Consider the following 17,170-nt stretch of genomic DNA (forward strand, 5'->3'; position numbering starts at 1 on the left):
CGACCCATCGACATCACCCCAAAGGACGGAGACCGTTCAGGCGCAACGGAAGTCGCCTGAAACAACGTCATCCACAGGATTTGACAATATCTCTCAGCGTGTGACTCCTCGAGCAAAGGAGATTGACCATGTCTGTGCCGCTGCCTAACCCCCCAGCTTCTGAGCGCCTCGACCACGCCACCTTCAACGAACAGTTGCAGGCATGCGGAATCCGTGACCTTGGCAGCGTCCCCGAGGTGGATGTAACCCGCAGCCCCTACAAGGAGCGGCTGGCGCATCGCATGAGCCCCGTCAGTCACCCGGTTATCGCCAAGATCGCCCGCCAGTGGTACACGTTCAGCGACGTCCACCAGGTCAGCAGGAACGTTGTCTACAACCCGGGGCCGGGCGATGCCACCTACGGTATGAGCTGGGAGGACCGGACCTCCGTCACTCACAGCGTGGAACTGTCGGCCACGGTCACCGCCGGAATCGAAGGCATCGCTTCGGTGTCCATGACCGCCACCATGGGAACCTCCTGGACGAGCGAGCACGCCGAAGGTGAGAACGTCCAGGTCCAGATCCTGCCAGGCTACTTCGGCTGGATCGACCGCGGAACGCTCATCAACAACATCGAGGGCGAGTTCATCTGGACTGGCGGCAATTTGACCGAATTCTACGGGAGTTATAGGTTCCATCCCTTCATAGGGGACGAGAGGCAGCCGTTCCGCTGGAAGGGCGTCCTGACGGGGCCGGGCCAGGTCGCCAGCATGACCGGTGTCCTGATCACCTCCCAGCAGAAAGCAGACAGCGACGCCGTTCAGGGCATCGGCAACATCCCCACGCTGCAGCAGCGGGACGGCCTGTCCGTCATCCCCGAAATCAGCCACTACGCGCTGGCCGACGGGAACACCGTGACACACACGGTCCTCGAAGGCTGATCCCTCGCGACTGCGTCGGCCCGGCCAGCTGGGCCGACGCACTCGCCCGGCAACCACCCAGGGTGTGCACGCCTACGTGCACCTGGGCTCGCGTGGTCCAGATCTAAATGTGGAGATGTAAGCATCTATGCATGAGACCTGGGCAAGGTCGGTCAGGATTCGTTCCTACGGAGCCGACAACTGACACGACTTCGCCCAGGTCTCGGCCCCGTGCACGTGCGGTCGACGCTCTGTCACGTCTAGGTCGAATCTGATTGCGGCTCAACGCAATCAGCTATCGGTACTCTGTCCCGCATGCCTTTCATCGTGAATCTCACCCATCAGGACCGGCGCATAGATCTGCGCTTCGATAGCGGAGAGTTCGACTTTCTCGAAGGCGGAGTGCTCAAGGTGCAGGTCTCCGATGATGAGGTTCGGTACTTCGCTCCTGGTTTCTGGACCGAGGTGCGTCACGCGCGCGAACTTTGAGACGTGTCAGCCGCCGATAACATTCCCTTATCGGCTGCCAGAATCGGGGCTTTTCGGGCACGGAAACGACCGTGCCCGAACGACTTTCAGCTGGCCTTTGCGATGTCCGCGCGACGCGGCCTCAGCAGCACCGAGACTGAACCGATGGAGATGCCCATCTCTTCGGCGATCTGCTTGTACTTCATTCCAGCGGCGCGGAGCTCTTGCGCGCGAGCCTGTTTCGCCTGAGCACGCGCCTCGAAGTCTTCCCGCGGTTCGGCGATCATCCGTTGAATCGTCCGGCTTGAGGCGCCGAATTCCTCGGCCAGCTCTCGGGCGGTCTTTGCACGTCGGACCGGGTTCCGAGCACCCATGATGGTTACCCCTCCTCCAAAGCCGCGGCAACAATGGCACTCATATCGTATTTCGTCGCCCGCCTACGAGCTGCTTCCCGCTTCGCTTCACTGCGCACCGAGCCACCTTTACGAGCACGCTCCACCAGCTCCTCAGCGGTCAGCTTCTGGGCAGCGGCAATTCCACCTCTACGGCCACGTCGGGCGAGTTCTTCCGATCCGGCCAGCTCGGCGTTCCGCTTCGCCCGTCGTGACTGTTCTTCGCTGAAGGTCCTTTGGATATTGAGCCAGGTCCAGCGGGCAACCGACCGGGAGAGCTGGTTCGTCTCACCCGGGAGCATTGGGCCCTTGCTGTAGGCCGGGCCAATCGTGTCCATGTTGCGGTCCCAGCAGTGGTCCGCGCTGATTCGCAGCCAGTCCTTGTAATGCTGGTAGTCGCGAACGCGCCGGTAGGCCCATTTTCGGTGCAACTCGAACAGATCGACGTTCCGTCCGACATCGGTTGTCTCGAGCTTCTTGCGCCGCTCCAGGGGTGTATTGAACTTCGGCAGTGCCCCAAGAGTGTCGAGCGGACCCGCCAGGTCACGCAGGCCGTACACGGCATACTCCGGGCCGTTGAAGGTCAGGTGGGCCTGATGCATAGGGTTCTTCGTCATCCGCAGCCCGTATGCCGGATCGCCCGCCAATACGTCGTTCAGGGCAGCCTCGATGCGGGCCAGCAGGTTCACCGGTGCGCGCCGCGCCACATTCGTCAGCGTCACCGGCTCCGCCAGGGCGTACACGATGTGACCATCGTTAGTGATCGGGTTCAAGGCGATATACGACGGCGGTGGCAGGCCGGCCAAGCCCACTACCTCATCGGCACACCCACCGTCGTGATCGGTGATGATCAGACTGCGCAAGGCGCTCGGGTTCGCTTCCAGGTACGGCATCGCCAGAGCCCGTTCCCGCGAAGTGCGATAGTACGGGCCGTGTTTGTCCTTGGCTGCGTATGGACGCCGAGGAAGCCAGTGCTGTTCGAAGTCGAACAGCGTCATGTCCGAGTCGAGAACCGACTCGTCGGCGTCCAGCTGCATGGTCAAGGAGTCTGCCCCACTTCTCTTCGAATGATGCGGTACGACACGAAAACCTTTCCCCCTAATCCGGTGGTTCGGGGGTCCGGGGGTCACTCAAGGGAACTTCACCGTGATTCATGCTTTAATGCGCATACCACTACTAACGCATGTAACCACGTTCGCCGAGTAGGGCTGTTGTGCCGGCGGCGGGCGGGACCAGTCACGTTCTGCTGACGCATACTCCAAGGAGCCGTCTGAAACCCTGTCTCCCGCTCTTACCTCGTGACTCGGCCGGGCTTGAGTACGGATCCTAGAAGGGCCAGTAGGACCGACCGAGTAACTCGGCTTCGGTCGGGAGCCTCAAGTCCGGCTTTTGCAGAAGCTCTCGGAGCGCGAGGATGCGGTCGCGAATCAGTCGGACCCGGTCGGATCGGTCGATCGCATACTGTCCACCGTTGGTGAGCTGATCAGCGTGTTTGCGATAGTGGAGACCGACCGCGGATATGAACCACCCGTCGACGACCGTCGAGACCGCGAGCAGCATCCCGGTGTCTTCTGCGGTGGGCAATGCCATCCATCCGCCCAGCGCGAGTAGCAGGCCGCGTCGGATGCAGATGGTTGTGGGATGGATGTTCAGGCGGTAGCCGAACATCAGCCAGAAGGCGGCGGTGCTGCCTCGTTCGATCCGACCTTCGGGTGGGTCGGTGTCGAAGCCGACCAGCTCACCGTCCAACATCAGATCCAAAGCGCGACACGTGGTCCAGCCGATATCGGGGTGTGAAGTCAACACCGCGATGCTGTCGGCCAGCGCATTTGGCGTCAGGATGTCGTCGGAGTCCAGATTCCGGATGAGCTCGCCTGACGATCGTTCGAGTGCAAGGTTGCGGGCAACGCCCGGGCCGCCATGCGGGCCTACTCCCACCTTGACCCGAGGATCCGCAAGTGCAGCAGCGGGCAGTGCGACGTCATCGCCATCACCCTGGACAACCCACTCCCACTCCCACTCGGCAGGCATTTCCTGACCCAGAAGAGAGGCGTACGCGGCTTCGAGGTGGTCGGCCTGCGAGCGATAGCACGGCGTGAGGACAGAGATCAGCATGTTGGTTCCCCCAATTTGAATCTTGCCGTATAGACCAGCTGATCAGCGACGATGACGCTGGTGCTGGTTTCGGCGGCGGTGTCTGTCGGATCGAAAATCGTGCGCCGGCGCACCATCACCGGGAGCGCCTTCGGCATCGCGAGCTCGGCAGCCTCTTCCGGAGTTGGGAGCCTGGACACGATCGTCATGTCGACCGTGTCCGGCTCGACTTTTGCGTCTCGAAGCCAGCTCTCGGTCGACTTTCCGACGACCTCATCCGTCTCACTTTGCAGGCCGGCGGCCTCCGCTATCCGCTTCGGCATGCGAGACCGCATGACCTGGTGCGGCGTGCCGCGCACGACGTACAGGAACGTCCTGACCAGTAGCTCCTCATCACCGAAGAGTTCGGCGAACTCTCCGGTCGGCGATTCGGCCCCGTAGGACACCAGGACTTCCAGCTCACCCTCGGCGAGGTCGCTGATCTCTTCGAAGGTGCGATCCTTCCGTGGCTGTAAGGCCGCGAAATGCTGGTCGATCGGGCGCGCAAGTTGGACACGTCCCCGGACCCGGACGCCGCGTCGCGGTGCCGATGGATCTGAGATGAGCAAGCCTTCGCTGGTCAGCACCGAAATGGCGCGGACGACGGGAGCCTGACTCGGGGTGTCGTAGTGCTCCATGAGTTCTCGGGCCGACGAGATTCGTTCGCCAGCGTCCCACTCTCCTGCCTGGACACGGCGGCGTAGGTCATCGGCTATGTCTCGCCAGATGGCCGGAGGCGGCATCGTCATCACCTTTTCTCGGTTTGTTGTTCAATAAACATTGACTTCCGAGCCTTTGTTGTTCAACAATGATCGCACAGGTTTTGTTGAACAACAAACGGCAGGGGGTGGTTTCCGGTGAGGTCCAGCATCTTCCTCATCACCGCCATATCCGCAGCGTTTGCGCTGCTCATTGCACCCAATCTCGTTCTCTCGGCCGTCATCTTGGCGGCCGTCGTCGTGTTCGGCTTCCGGTGGATCACGCGTCGTCGCGCCCGTGGGGTGTGGCGATGATCGGCCCGGTGGTCCGTACGGACGCGGCGGTGCTGCGGGGGATCGGCTACGGCCTGTCTCTGCTTCCGGCGTCGATTCGGCTGGTTCTGCTGGCCGTCGCGCTGTTGGTCGCGATGGCCGGATGCACGGCCGCGTGGATCGATCAGCAGTCCTACACGCCGTCACCGAATGTGTGCCGCGCCGATGAGGTCGGCCGCCGCGCGGATTGCGTTCCGGCGCAGCAGCTTGCGCGTACTCAGCAGGCGGGAGTCGTGCGGTGATCGGCCCGAAGGACGCGCGGACGCGGGATCTTCCGGATCCGGACGGCGAGAAGTACGGGATCCCCACCTACTACTGGGGCACCGCTCCGGCCGGGCTCGGTGAAACCGTTCGCCAGTTGGAGAAGCACGAGCCGCCGCTGCGCCCCCGCGACAGGAAAGACATTGTCGCGCAGGTGATCCGGCCGCGTGGCGGCGGGCGCGAACCGTTGGCCGCTTACCTGTACCGCGTCGAGGACGCAGTCGCGAAGCGCCCGGCCACGCCCGCCGAGCTGGAGGCGCTGGCCCGAGGTCATCGCACTCAGTCCGAAGCGGCGATGGAGCGGCGCGGGATCGACCCGACGCCTGAGCCTCTCGATCCGCCCGACGCTCCGGACATGGAGTGGGGAGGTTTCGACCGATGACCTCGAAATCCCGTGTGACCGGCCGGAATCCGCACAAAGCGTCGGGCACACCAGCGGTGGATGTACCCCGTTCGGAGCGGCGTGTGGCTGGCATACCTGAGGAGTCGGTTTTGACGCCGATCACCGAGTTGCCGCATCTGGCCGAGGCCGCGAAGCGCTCGGGACGCACCGATCGCCAGATCTGGGTGGACCGCCCCGAGCCGCAGCAGCTCAAGACCCCCAACCGAGTACCCGGGCAGTGGCTGCTGTCCGGGGAGCGACTGACCGCAGTACCCGAACTCCCGGCGGCGCCCGAAATCCCCAGCGGCGCACCGGACATGGAATGGGGAGGTTTCGACCGATGACCACCTTCGATGTACGCCCAGCCGGACCTGCGGCGGATCTGTCCGCCGACCGGACCGGCGCGCTCGTGGCCGAAGTTCAGCGGCTGACCGAAGCCCTGGCGGCCAAGGACCAGGAGCTGACCGTCATGGCCCGGCTGCTGGACGACGCGTTGGACCGCGAGTCCATGCACGTGTACGCCCCGGACCTGGAATGCCTGACCACGGCCGCGGAGCTGGAGCGGCGTGGCACCCCGCGCGCCACTCACCTCGCGGTGGCCGGGCAGACCGGTCCCGGCAAGTCCGGGCTGATGCGCCGCGCGATGGCGCAGGCATTCGGCCAGCAGCACACCCTGCCCGCCCCGGCCGTCGAGGCCCCGGACATGGAGTGGGGAGGTTTCGACCGATGAGTGTCCGATTGGGTCCCCGCGACATGTGGGCGCTGCTGTGGCTGTCCCAGATGGGCGGCGCACCAATGGATGTGGTGGCGCTGCTGTTGGGCACCAGCGAAACCAACGCGTATCGAGTGATCTCGCGGTGGCGGAACAGCGGAAAGCTGATCGAGGAGGCCGTGCGCCCGGTCCCGGGCCGGTCCTGGGTGGTCCCGAACGCGGCGACCGCGTCGATGCTGCTCGGGTTCACGGTGCCCAAGTGGATGCCGACCCCGATGTACGCCGCCCACGACACCATGGTGGCCCGGGTGCGGCTGAAGCTGGTCGGCACCGAGTTCGAGGATTCCTGGGTCTCGGAGCGAGTACTGCGGCACCGCAACGGTTTCCGCACCCGCGCGGGCGAGACACAGCCGCACCTGCACGACGGTCAGTACACCGATGCGCAGGGCCGACTGATCGCCGTGGAGGTCGAGCTGACCCGCAAGGGATCGTCCGCCGCCCGGGAAACGATGCAGGCCGCCTACGACGCGGCCAAGGCCGCCGGCGCTGACTCGCTCGTCTACTACTGCGCCGACGCGGACGTGCGTTCGCGGGTGGTCGCCGCCGCCGGCGCTCTCACTCCTGTTCCCGATGGGCCGGAAGTCCGGGCCCAGGACCTGACCACATTGTTCGATTCGCAGGCCATTCCGTTCCGTCGGGGCCTTTCCGCTGCCGGAGGTGCAGCATCATGACCGAAAACCCGCTGTTCACCGACCGTCCGGCCGATTGCGCGGCGCTGATCGACTTCCGCGCCGAATGCTCGGCCCCGGCCCCGATCGCGGCCCCGGCTCCGGCAGGGTCGGAGTGCACTCCGGTGTTCACCGACCACGATTGCCCGACCGTGCTCGCGCAGGTCGATCCGACTGCGGGACACCCGATTCCGCAGATCACTCCGCAGGCTCCGCCGATTCCGGGTGCCGAGCATCTGCCGCATCTGCCGAGCCTGCCGAGTCTGTCCCTGCACGATGTCACCGCCGGTCTCGAAGTGGCCGGAGCCTTCGGTGCGACGATCTTCGGTGTCGGCGTGGCGGCGATGGCAGCCTCGTGGCTGTTCGCGTGGACCCCGGTCCGGCTGCGCAACATGGCCTTCGGGTCCGCGTCCATCCCGGGCGCAGCGATGGTGGCCGATGGCTGGTCGGGTCCGCACGACGATGTGCTGCGCGGCGCGCACGAGGTCCTGGCCGGGCTGCCGGTCACCGGGGTCGCGAGTGCGGCCGTGGTGTTGGTGCCGACCGGGTGGGCGGTCGCGGCGATGAGCGCGGCGCACTACTCCCACGTGCTGGAAACCCGTGGCCGCAAGTCCATCGACCGGACCATGCGGGCGGTGTGGCATCGCCAGCAGCGTGAGATGGCCGCCGCGACGCGGCGCTGCGAGGCGGACCTGCCGCTGGTGCACGGCACCCTCAAGCCGCGCATGGTGATCGGGCGGGCCGCCCGTCGTAGCAGTGTCGCGCCGGCGAAATCCGGTGCCGGGCATCTGCGTGGCGGCTACCCCGACCTGTTCACCGTGGACTGGCTGCATTTCCGTGAGCACTTCGCCGCGGTCGGCGGTCCCGGCTCGGGCAAGACCACCGCGATGGTCCGAATGATCATCAGCTTCTGGGCGACCGCGTGGCGGATGCACCAGCAGTGGTGGCGCGCAGAGAGTTCCGGTCGCCCGCTGGCGATCATCCTCGATCTCAAGGGCGCTGAGGATGCGAAGAAGAACGCGGCCAAGGTGGTCGAGGCCGGGCTGTCGATGGGCATGGACCGTGAGCGGATCGGGGTCTTCCCGCACGAGATCCAGCTCTCGATCTGGGTGGGCGAGGCCGAGGAGATGCGGTTCCGGTTCGAAGCGTTGATCGGCGCCGGAGTCGACACCGACGGCATGGAACCGGCCGAGGCGTACTACCTGGCTCAGCGCAAGGCCATTCTGCACCTGGTCATCGACATGCCCGACCCGGGCAACGGACTCGGCCAGGGTGAGAACCCGCCGCGAACCAACGCTGAATTCCTGCGCCGCATGAACAGGGACGTCCTGGTCAAGGCATGGGTGGGACACGAGCTCGAACTCGGCGACATCAAGACGGTCACCTACGAGGGCAAGAACACTCCGGCGCTGCTGTCCGAGCGCTCCAGCATGGCGACGCTGTTTCGTGAGCTGGGCACCAGCCTGAACGGGGACCGGGATTTCGCCGAGTTCGACCTCGTGTACTGCTGCCTGGAGGGCACCAAGTCCCCGATCATGGCCAAAGCCCAGTTCGCGGGCCTGATCGCGATGATCTTCGCCCTGGCCAGCACCAATCACGGCCGCACGGTGCAGCTGTTCGTGGACGAGTTCGCCCAGGTCTGCGGCGACGACGGTGCCGCGCGCACGGTCGAGCTGCTGCGCTCGGCCGGCGTCGGCTCGGGCTGGTTCACCCAGTCCTGGATGGGCTTGGGGCCGAACGACGATGCCCGCGAACGGCTCATCGATTCCTGCTCCGGCGGAGTGTTCGTCATGCGCTCCTACAGCGCGGGGCGGTTGGCCGAGAAGCTCGGCACTCAACCGACTTTCGCGAAATCTCGCAAGCTCATCGGCGGCGGTGTCCGCCACGGCGACGAGGGCAACGTGCAGCCCGAAGAGAGCTTCATCGTTCCGCCGGCGGTGCTGTCCACCTTCCAGAAGGGCGACATCGTGCACGTCGTCGGCGGCAGGGCCACCTTCGGGCACGTCAAAGAGCTCGCCCCCTCCAGCGTGCGGCCCCTTCCCGGGCTCGCCGAATCCACCAAACCGGCCGTCGAGGCGGCCCCTGTCCCGGAAGCCGTGTGATCCGCCATGAGCATCGAACGCCACGACGACAACGACGACGCCGAGATCCTGGTCGGCCGCTTCAAGCAGCAACTGGCTGCGGTGACCGACGCCGATCAGGCTCTGGCCCACATGCCCACCCCGATCGCCCCGTCCGGCGGGCGACTCGAAGTCTGGGCAGAACCCCAGATCAAACGCGCGAAGACCGTCCACGTCTTCGTGCGGCGCTGGACACCCGCGATGGCCGGGACCGCGCTGTTCCTGGCCTTGTTGTTCGCGCCGCTGACCGGCCCGCTGCGCGTCTACAGCATCGGCTGGGCGCTCTTCGGATTCTGGATCAGCCTGGGCCGCCCCGGCCCCCGCGCCACCGCCGCCCTGATCAGCGGTGCAGCGGTGACCGTGTGGGGCTGGCTGACCGTCGCCTTCTCGGCAGTTTCTCGACTGCTGCACCGCACCGATCCCGAGGCCGCCCAGCGGCCCGCGACCGCCTGACCAGGAAGGACTGAGATCCGATGAGCCGCAACAAGTTCAGCCTCACCCGGTGCGTGCGTGTGTGGCCGCAGCGGACACGCCGGGCAGTGCTGTGCATCGAACTGTCCCTGCGCGGTCTGACCTTCTGCGTCGGCGGCGACCAAGTGTCGGTGCTGATCGGCGCGCTCTGGTTCGACGTGTGCCCGCTCTGGGGCGTGTCCGGCTGGGCCGTCGATCACCCGCACACCGACTTCGAGGACGAGCACTGCGGGTGGGAGATCGCCCGCACGCACGGGGTCCTGTTTCCCGTCCGCACCCTGTTCGCCCTGGCCGACAGCGGCGACTACGACATCTGACCTCCGTATTTCCGTATTGCAGTAACACCCATTGGAAGGAAAACCGTTGTACAGCAACAGTATTGATTACGACAGGGCAGCCGTTGATGCGGCTGTCGTAAGCGTGGCCCGTGACTGGCTGCTCGTCTGCAAGAACGACTTCGGCGAGTGGCCCGAGGTCACCTCCGCCGAACTGGCGGCCCTCTCTCCGGGAGAGGTGATCTCGATCGTCCATCAGGGCTGGGGCGGTGGCCTGGCCGCGTTCCTGGAGACCTGCGCCGGCGACATCGAAGCTCGCCGTGAGCAGCAAATGCAGGACTGGTACGCCGAGGCCCGCCGCGCCGCGCGGGGTCGCCCGTTCCCGGGTCGGCTGCCCACCGCCGCCCTGAGCCAGGGCCGCTGCTCGCTCACCGCCACCGAGGCCGTCAAGGAACTCGGCATCGACATCGCCCGGGACTGGCTCGACGGCATGACCTGGCGAGAGATCGCTGACCTGCTGGACGTGCCCACTCCGGTCGCCCTGATCTGGGCGATCGACGGCGTCATCCGATTCGCCCGACAGTCCACCACCACCGAGGAGTAGAACCCATGTCCGACAAGACCGTTGACGAGATCACCCGCGAGCTGAGCAAGTTCGGCAGTGCCGCCGTCTATGCGTTTCAGCAGTGGCGGCGCGCGAACCCGAACGCCACGAAGGTGCCGCGCGGGGTGTGGAAGCAGATGGATCTGGCCGACCGCGACCAGCGGTGGAACGCGAAAATCCGTCTGCGCCAGCAGGTCCGCGCCGAGGGCGAGCAGCGCAAGCTCGACCGCGAGGCCCTGTACAAGGACCTGGAGACCCGGGTCGGCCAGCACCGCAAGGACATGCAGAGCTGGCACCGGAACCCGGGCGCCAGCTACGACCAGCACATGCGCCGGCAGTGGGAACTGCTGCACGACCGCGCCGAGCTCGAGCGCGCCATCACCACGTCGACCCTGTTCTCGGCCGCCGAGCGCGGCCAGGCGGTGCGGGCTTTGACCGCTGCGCATCAGGCGTGGCGGCCCGGGGCCAAGGTGGTCGCGCTCCGCACCGGCCCGTTGTCGGGTGTCGCGGCGCTGAAAGCGCGTGCGGCCGAGCGGTTGTCGCGGATCCGGCTCGGTATCACCGAGCGCGGCCGGACCGGTTACCGCCCGCAGCCCGACCGGCCCGCTGCCCCGCAGCCCATGGCGCAGCGGCTGGACGATCTGCGGCACCTGATCGCCGAGCGGCACGAAATGGAGTTGACCTCGCAGGCTTTGGCGTCGCGGCTGCGTGAGCGTGGCACCACCTTGGCCGAGTTCGACCCGAACGCCGCGGAGCTGGCGGCCGGGCATCAGCGGAACCTGGACCGGCTCGACCGCGAGATCTCCGACCGGATCATCGGATCCGGGATGGATGTCCACGACTGGCGCGAGATCCAGTTCCAGCTGCGCGAGCAGACCCCGGAGCGCATGGCCGCTGCACGGTGGATGGAACGCCAGGGCCAGTGGGAGTTGGAGCGCCACTACCGGATTCAGTCCTGGGACAGGCACGTCGATCACGCCCTCACCGACGATTACCGGCGGTGGGGTCACGACATGCCCGAGCTCGAAGACCAGTTGCGTCGAGAGTTCCTGAACCCGCCGGCGGGCTGGGAACCGTCCGATCCCGACGCCACCGACCGGTTCATGTTCCTCATCGACGCCGAGCACAGCGACGGCCCCGCGCATGTGCGGACCTTCGGCTACCCGCAATCGGGATACGACTGGGTCCAGCGCAAGATGTCCTGGATCGTCGAGCCGCACGACAACGTCAACATCATCGTGTGGGACCGGGCCATCCCGCTCGACGCCAACGATCGGGTCCGCGGGTTCGCCATCGACAGCATGCAAGGCCTGCACGCGAACCTCGATGCCGAGCTTGACCGCCGGTTCGAGTACTTCCGCGACCTGACTATGACCCGCGCCCGCGATCGCAGCATCCCCGCTGACCTGTCGGTGCCGGGCCTGGAAGACCTCAACGGCAACCGGCAGCGGGCGTGGACCTCGGTGCGCGCCAACAACGTCGACGAAGGCTTCCGCAGGATTCACTCGGTCGGTGAATCCGGGCGCGTGTGGCGCATGGACGAGGCTCGTTACTACGGCGGGCGGTCCCTTGACCGCGAGCAGCTGCACGCGACGTTCGACCACCTCCAGCGCAACGCCCTGTACGTCGATGACATGGGCTGGAGAGATGAAGCCGAGCGGGTCCGCTTCGATCTCGACCACCACGCGGCGTTGACCAGCGATGAACGCGCCCGTGCCCGCGAAATCCTGACCGTCACCGAGACCGAGGCCAAGCTCGGCCAGCAGCCGGACCGGGACCTGTGGGCAGCGGTGGTCGATCGCGCCGAGTTCGACCGGTGGAGCGGACTGGAAGCCGCGGGCACCCCGGATCGCCCGCCGGCGCCCGAGGCTCCGCAGCAGCCGGAAGCACCGGACCGGACCGATCCGCTGGCACACGTTCGCAGCGTGCAGGAACAGATGCGGAACCGGGCAGCGGCCTCGGAGGCTCCCGCGCAGCCCGATCGTGAGGATTTGCCGCACGATCGCGACGAGCAGCCCGCCTATGACCGTTCGGACATGACCGAGCACGAGCCGGTTCCGGACTGGTCCGAGATTCCCGAGCCGCCGGAGATGGACGAGATGGCGCTGGAGACCGTCCCGGACATGGAGTGGGGAGGCTTCGACCGATGACCGAGCCCGGCCTGCTGCCCGCTTTGTCTCCCACGGGAGACACCGACCGACCGTCGTCTCCTGTCGCCTCGTTCGAGGCGGCGGAGGAGACGCGGCGAGCCCATCAGGACACAACCGAATGGTTGGAGGAGACAGTGGAACGTTCCGAGGAGACACCCCAGGAGACGCCCGAGGAGACAACCTCGGGGTGGGACGGTGTCGAGACCGCAGCGGTCATCTTGGTGATCGGGGTGCTGACCGCCGCGTGCGGATGGTCCGCTATCGCCCTGCACGGGCTGGCGCAGCAGGCCGGGACCACCTCATGGCTGGCGTGGGGTGCCCCGATCATCGTGGACGGGCCTCTGTTCCAGTCGGCCATCGCGCTGGTCGTGCTCAAGCGCCGCGCCAAGAACCACGTCAACGTGGAGCCGAGGTTCCGGCGGTTCTTCTGGTGGACGCTGGCCGCGTCGGAGCTGGTCAGCCTGATCGGCAACGGTGCACACGCCGCGAAGGTCCCCGTCACGCCGACCATCGCGGCGGTGATCGCGGGTGCGGCTCCGGTCGCGGCGATGGCGGTCATGCACGGATTCACCATCCTGATCGAGGTTCCGCGCAAACCCGAGCCGATCACCCAGACGGCCAACGCCGAGCGAACCACGCGCACACCGCATCTCGGCGCCATCCAGGAGGCGTCTCCTGTCGCGTCTCCTGGAGACGCTGTTACGTCTCCTGCCGTCTCCTGGCCGTCTCCTGAAGACCCGCGAGGAGACACCGAGGAGGCGCGGCCCGTCTCCTGCTCGTCTCCAGGAGACGACCGAGGAGACGCCGAACCCGTCTCGCAGGAGACGATCGTGCGCCCCGAGGACCGCGACGCGAGCATCTGGGCGATGCATCTGGAGGGCAAGCCCCTTCGTGAGATCGCCGAGACCATGGATCTGTCGAAGGGCTACGTCGGCAAGATCCTGGCCCGCCTGAAAGCCGAGAACAACGACGCGTCGGGCGACGACGGGGCGGAGGTGGTGCTCCAGCTTGTTCGCTGACCGAATGCCCACCGGGGCAGGCAGCGCTTCTGCCCCCTCAATTCCGCTTCACTACTGCATTTCTCATTCACTCTTGGAGGACATCATGACCATGTCGGACTTCGACCTCATCAATGCCGAGCTGGCCGGGCCGGTCGGCCCGCGCAACGCCTTCGGTCGCGACGCGCAGATGGGTGACCAGCTGACCGGCGAAATCATCGGCGCCGAGCGTCGCCACCGCACCGTGGAGGGCCAGCCGCTGTACTGGGTGGACCGCAAGCCCTCGCCCGTCGACGCCGGCCCGCCGGTCATGGACTCGGTGCTGATCTTCCAGACCGCCGCCGAGGATGACGAAGACGACGACGGCCAGCGATTCCTGCGCCTGGACCGCGACGTCAAGGCCGCACTGAACGCCGCCCTGGCCAAGGCCGGCGTCAAGGCCGTGGCCCTCGGGGGCCGACTGGAAGGCTTCACCTTCCTCGGCAAGGCCAAGATCGGCCGCGACTACGACGGGGGCACCTACACACCGCCTGCCGCGTAGTCCGCAGCGAAAACTCGGCCCCGACCCTGACCGGTCGGGGCTTTTTCGTGTCTCCGTGTGCCGTGGATCTGCCGTTAACCCGTTCTTCGCCCGCTCCCTCCGAAAGCGTTCTGGCCGAGTCTGCGGGTGGGTCAAGGGTGCCCGTCAGGGCATCGGCGAAGCCGACGCGCCAGCGCCCTTGAGGCACCCGGTGACTCGGTCACAATGACCGCTGAGGGAGCGGGCCTTTCGGCCCGAGCATCGAGGATCGTGGACCGGGACAGCAACAGGCCCGCGGTCGGGCCGGAGTGCGAAACGATCAAGAATTGTTGGAGAAACGACGTTGTCTAGCCGAGAACTGCGTTCTCGGCTACACAACGCCTCAATTCTCCCCGAATGCCTACCCTGAGCTGGGTTTTCGTGGGTGTCCGTCCCCACCCTCCCACCTTGGAGAGTAAACACGAAAAACGTGTGTTTACTCTCCAAGGTGGGAGGGTGGGGACTCTTTTTGGTGGTGGGTGAGGGTAGGTATTCGGGGAGAATTGAGGAGTTGGGTGGGTGGTTGGGTTGGGTGGTTATGTTGCGTTGGGTTGGTGGTTCCGGGCCGGGCTAGCGTGTCGAAGTCGGCCGTGAACGGCCTTTGTTCGCCACGCTGTTGCCAGCGGCCCTAAGTTGGGTCACCTCCGGCTTGCTGGGCACGTCGTGCGTGAGCGCGGCGGTTTGGCGCCGGGCTCGTGTGCCGTGCCCGGTTCCTGACGCGGTCGGCGGTCAGTTGGTGGTGCGCCAGACTTCCAGCGCGAACCGAAATGCTGTGCGGGTGCAGGAGATCGACCGTTGTTCCGCGAGCGATGCTCGCGCGGTCGGTCGCGCGGGTGCTGTCTGTCCTCCGGTGTGGCCAGCCCTGGAGCGAGCCACACCAGAACCCGTGCATCCAGGGCGCCTACGGCGTCGCTTCGCGATGGCCTGACGGCCACCCTGGACACCCGGAACCTGGCGCGGCGCGCTGGGGGCAGGCCACACCGGAGGACAGACAGCAGGGCAGGCCCGCGTGCTCGTGGACCGAAGGACTGCACGGCCTGGGGGCCGTGGAAGGGCATCGCCTCCGGCGGGGAGGCCGCCCAGAGGCCAGGGGAGCGCATCAGGCGATGGGGAGCCTCTACCGGACTTCCTTTGCGGACACCGAGAGCATCGTGGGCGGGTACGCCGCCCGGGTAACGGAATACGGCGTGGCTTTCGCCGGCGCGCAGTCGGAAGGAACCGATCCGGGTGTGGCGGCGTCGAATCCGGGTATGAACGCGCAGGCGAAAGTTGTATCGCTGTGGCCGCGACCGGAATCCGTAGCCGAGCGGTGGGCGATCGCTCGGCTACGGATCCGGCTGCAGCTGGCGCACGGCCGGGCTTCCGACCGGCGCCGGGCCCGCATCCTCGCTCGCGTGGCCCGGGCCGTCGATTCAGCGCAGGGTCTTGCCGAGGGCAGCGGCCACCTCTCGGGCACCCACCGTTCCCACGAGGCGGTGAACGTGTGCCCCGTTCCAGGGAGCGGTGCCGGCAGGGGTGGACAACCCCTTCTCGTTGAGCGCGGCCGCGATACGTCGGTATGACCAATTGGCGTCGTACAAATCGACGATCACGGCGAGCGCCTCGTCGGAGCAGAGCATAGGCCTGCCCCGTCCACGCTGGCTCACTGCTTGTCTCCCCGCAGCAGGGCCCGCAGCGCAGTCAGCAGGTCGCGCAGGATGTTCCGGGCCCGCAGGCCGCGCTCACGGCTGCCGCACAGGGCGACGGCCACGACGACCGGGATCAGCAGTGAGATGACGAGGACGGGCGCAGCGACCAACCAGATCACCGCGGTGAGCCCGGGCGCCAGTGAGGCGATAGCCGGGGTAAACATGTGGTCCCTCCAAGGGGATTTGGGCAGGACCACACGCCCGACCAGGGGTCAGGTACGCAAGAGTCCTGCAAGTCGATGAGTTCGGATCGACTTGCAGGAGTTGGGGCCACGGGTGAGGTGAGGACGTGCGGCGACGAGCTGGCCTGGCGGCATGCAGCCGACCTCGCGGCGAGCCAGTTGTGCTCGTCCGTAAGCGATCTCGGCACGTTTGGCCGCGAGCGCACGGAGGACAGCCTCGCGAAGGTTATGTTCGCTGCGGATCCTTGTGGCAGCGTGCGCCACGCCCAGCCAGGCCACCGTCCGCTGCCGGAACCGGATGACCCGATAGAACATTTCCCGCCGCAGCGCCGGGAGTCGGACCGCCGCGGCTTCGCGGATCGCCCGAATATCGAGCCAGGAGCGCGCGTCGCCTTGCAGCTGGCGCCCGAAATCCTTCCAGACGTCCGGGACCTCGAAGTGCAGAGAGGAAAAGGCCTTAGTGAAGAAGGGCGCGGACAAGTCGGGCTGCCATGCCCGCACCGCCGACTGGAGGGCCGAACTGGCCAGGTCGGGCTGCCAAACGGCGGCGACTCGACCCAGGTCCATCGTCGTGGACACCGCGGAGGAGAGCTGCTTCACCCGATCCTGCAACGCAGACGAGGCGTAGAGCGCCGCCGTCGACGCCTCGCCGGCGAACGCGTTCATCACCGACATGTCCGAGGCGATCGCCTTCATCGCCGACATCGCCGATGTCTCCGAGGCGATCGTCTTCATCGCCGACGCCACCGATGTGTCCGAGATGAACGCCTTCATCGCCGACATCGCCGACGTGTCCGAGGCGATCGTCTTCATCGCCGACATCCCCGATGTCTCCGAGGCGATCGTCTTCATCGCCGACGCCACCGACGTGTCCGAGGCGATCGTCTTCATCGCCGACGCCACCGACGTGTCCGAGGCGATCGTCTTCATCGCCGACGCCACCGATGTCTCCGAGGCGATCGTCTTCATCGACGACGCCACCGACGTGTCCGAGATGAACGCCTTCATCGACGACATCGCCGACGTGTCCGAGATGAACGCCTTCATCGACGACATCGCCGACGTGTCCGAGATGAACGCCTTCATCGACGACATCGCCGACGTGTCCGAGATGAAC

Annotated in this window: 22 protein-coding genes; 15 read left to right on the plus strand and 7 right to left on the minus strand. The window is 66.4% G+C overall.

All coding sequences use genetic code 11. From position 1 onward, the window contains the following. Positions 1-128 precede the first annotated feature (128 nt). Together ACWEKS_RS45260 and ACWEKS_RS45265 are read left to right on the plus strand one after the other, a co-directional pair. A complete protein-coding gene (locus tag ACWEKS_RS45260) occupies positions 129-920 on the plus strand; it encodes a hypothetical protein (protein ID WP_452345865.1) in 792 nt (263 codons plus the stop codon). Between the two features lie 294 nt (positions 921-1,214). Next, complete coding sequence (locus ACWEKS_RS45265; RefSeq protein WP_452345866.1) at positions 1,215-1,388, plus strand: hypothetical protein; 174 nt, start codon at positions 1,215-1,217, stop codon at positions 1,386-1,388. An 86-nt stretch (positions 1,389-1,474) separates the two neighbouring features. Here ACWEKS_RS45265 and ACWEKS_RS45270 read toward each other — a convergent pair whose 3' ends face one another. The 4 genes from ACWEKS_RS45270 to ACWEKS_RS45285 all read right to left on the minus strand — a co-directional run bounded on the left by ACWEKS_RS45270 (position 1,475) and on the right by ACWEKS_RS45285 (position 4,641). Then, positions 1,475-1,741: a replication protein RepB gene (locus ACWEKS_RS45270; protein ID WP_452345867.1), complete on the minus strand. Its 267-nt coding sequence runs from the start codon at positions 1,739-1,741 to the stop codon at positions 1,475-1,477. Positions 1,742-1,746: 5 nt separating this feature from the next. Beyond that, complete coding sequence (locus tag ACWEKS_RS45275; RefSeq protein WP_452345868.1) at positions 1,747-2,796, minus strand: replication initiation protein; 1,050 nt, start codon at positions 2,794-2,796, stop codon at positions 1,747-1,749. 289 nt (positions 2,797-3,085) lie between these two features. Continuing rightward, positions 3,086-3,874: a glycosyltransferase family 2 protein gene (locus tag ACWEKS_RS45280; protein WP_452345869.1), complete on the minus strand. Its 789-nt coding sequence runs from the start codon at positions 3,872-3,874 to the stop codon at positions 3,086-3,088. Then, the gene (locus ACWEKS_RS45285; protein WP_452345870.1) at positions 3,868-4,641 is read right to left on the minus strand and encodes a GntR family transcriptional regulator; all 774 of its coding nucleotides are present in this window, start codon (positions 4,639-4,641) and stop codon (positions 3,868-3,870) included. The genes ACWEKS_RS45280 and ACWEKS_RS45285 overlap by 7 nt, the downstream gene beginning before the upstream one ends. A gap of 59 nt (positions 4,642-4,700) precedes the next feature. Between ACWEKS_RS45285 and ACWEKS_RS45290 the strand changes: the two genes are divergently transcribed. The 12 genes from ACWEKS_RS45290 (at position 4,701) to ACWEKS_RS45345 (ending at position 14,165) form a co-directional block, all read left to right on the plus strand. Continuing rightward, positions 4,701-5,165 carry a hypothetical protein gene (locus tag ACWEKS_RS45290; protein WP_452345871.1) on the plus strand — a complete coding sequence of 155 codons (465 nt, stop codon included), beginning with the start codon at positions 4,701-4,703 and terminating at the stop codon, positions 5,163-5,165. Continuing rightward, positions 5,162-5,566: a hypothetical protein gene (locus ACWEKS_RS45295; RefSeq protein ID WP_452345872.1), complete on the plus strand. Its 405-nt coding sequence runs from the start codon at positions 5,162-5,164 to the stop codon at positions 5,564-5,566. The genes ACWEKS_RS45290 and ACWEKS_RS45295 overlap by 4 nt, the downstream gene beginning before the upstream one ends. A 110-nt stretch (positions 5,567-5,676) precedes the next feature. Further along, positions 5,677-5,910 carry a hypothetical protein gene (locus tag ACWEKS_RS45300; RefSeq protein WP_452345873.1) on the plus strand — a complete coding sequence of 78 codons (234 nt, stop codon included), beginning with the start codon at positions 5,677-5,679 and terminating at the stop codon, positions 5,908-5,910. Then, the gene (locus ACWEKS_RS45305; protein ID WP_452345874.1) at positions 5,907-6,296 is read left to right on the plus strand and encodes a hypothetical protein; all 390 of its coding nucleotides are present in this window, start codon (positions 5,907-5,909) and stop codon (positions 6,294-6,296) included. Before ACWEKS_RS45300 ends, ACWEKS_RS45305 begins: the two co-directional genes overlap by 4 nt. After that, positions 6,293-7,009, plus strand: coding sequence for a hypothetical protein (locus tag ACWEKS_RS45310; protein WP_452345875.1), 717 nt, complete (start codon positions 6,293-6,295; stop codon positions 7,007-7,009). The genes ACWEKS_RS45305 and ACWEKS_RS45310 overlap by 4 nt, the downstream gene beginning before the upstream one ends. After that, positions 7,006-9,108 carry a hypothetical protein gene (locus ACWEKS_RS45315; protein WP_452345876.1) on the plus strand — a complete coding sequence of 701 codons (2,103 nt, stop codon included), beginning with the start codon at positions 7,006-7,008 and terminating at the stop codon, positions 9,106-9,108. Before ACWEKS_RS45310 ends, ACWEKS_RS45315 begins: the two co-directional genes overlap by 4 nt. A gap of 6 nt (positions 9,109-9,114) precedes the next feature. Next, the gene (locus ACWEKS_RS45320) at positions 9,115-9,579 is read left to right on the plus strand and encodes a hypothetical protein (protein WP_452345877.1); all 465 of its coding nucleotides are present in this window, start codon (positions 9,115-9,117) and stop codon (positions 9,577-9,579) included. 20 nt (positions 9,580-9,599) lie between these two features. Continuing rightward, positions 9,600-9,914: a hypothetical protein gene (locus tag ACWEKS_RS45325; RefSeq protein ID WP_452345878.1), complete on the plus strand. Its 315-nt coding sequence runs from the start codon at positions 9,600-9,602 to the stop codon at positions 9,912-9,914. A gap of 103 nt (positions 9,915-10,017) precedes the next feature. Beyond that, positions 10,018-10,476, plus strand: a complete 459-nt coding sequence (locus tag ACWEKS_RS45330; RefSeq protein ID WP_452345879.1) for a hypothetical protein — start codon at positions 10,018-10,020, stop codon at positions 10,474-10,476. 5 nt (positions 10,477-10,481) lie between these two features. Next, on the plus strand, positions 10,482-12,626 hold the full coding sequence (locus tag ACWEKS_RS45335; protein WP_452345880.1) for a hypothetical protein: 2,145 nt from the start codon (positions 10,482-10,484) through the stop codon (positions 12,624-12,626). Next, positions 12,623-13,645 (plus strand): DUF2637 domain-containing protein, encoded by a 1,023-nt coding sequence (locus ACWEKS_RS45340; protein ID WP_452345881.1) that lies wholly within the window; start codon positions 12,623-12,625, stop codon positions 13,643-13,645. The genes ACWEKS_RS45335 and ACWEKS_RS45340 overlap by 4 nt, the downstream gene beginning before the upstream one ends. Before the next feature lie 85 nt (positions 13,646-13,730). Beyond that, positions 13,731-14,165 (plus strand): hypothetical protein, encoded by a 435-nt coding sequence (locus ACWEKS_RS45345; RefSeq protein ID WP_452345882.1) that lies wholly within the window; start codon positions 13,731-13,733, stop codon positions 14,163-14,165. A 1,430-nt stretch (positions 14,166-15,595) separates the two neighbouring features. Here the strand turns inward: ACWEKS_RS45345 and ACWEKS_RS45350 are convergent. Genes ACWEKS_RS45350 through ACWEKS_RS45360 form a run of 3 tightly spaced genes read right to left on the minus strand, consistent with a single transcriptional unit; the run spans position 15,596 to position 16,749 of the window. Continuing rightward, a complete protein-coding gene (locus ACWEKS_RS45350; RefSeq protein ID WP_452345883.1) occupies positions 15,596-15,802 on the minus strand; it encodes a recombinase family protein in 207 nt (68 codons plus the stop codon). 23 nt (positions 15,803-15,825) lie between these two features. Continuing rightward, a complete protein-coding gene (locus ACWEKS_RS45355) occupies positions 15,826-16,035 on the minus strand; it encodes a hypothetical protein (RefSeq protein WP_452345884.1) in 210 nt (69 codons plus the stop codon). A 48-nt stretch (positions 16,036-16,083) separates the two neighbouring features. Continuing rightward, positions 16,084-16,749: a hypothetical protein gene (locus ACWEKS_RS45360; RefSeq protein WP_452345885.1), complete on the minus strand. Its 666-nt coding sequence runs from the start codon at positions 16,747-16,749 to the stop codon at positions 16,084-16,086. Here ACWEKS_RS45360 and ACWEKS_RS45365 point away from each other — a divergent pair. Beyond that, positions 16,727-17,170: hypothetical protein (locus ACWEKS_RS45365; RefSeq protein ID WP_452345886.1), on the plus strand; the 444-nt coding region annotated here is incomplete at its 3' end. The two genes, ACWEKS_RS45360 and ACWEKS_RS45365, sit on opposite strands and share 23 nt — an antisense overlap.

The sequence above is a fragment of the Nocardia sp. NPDC004711 genome, from assembly GCF_053601595.1.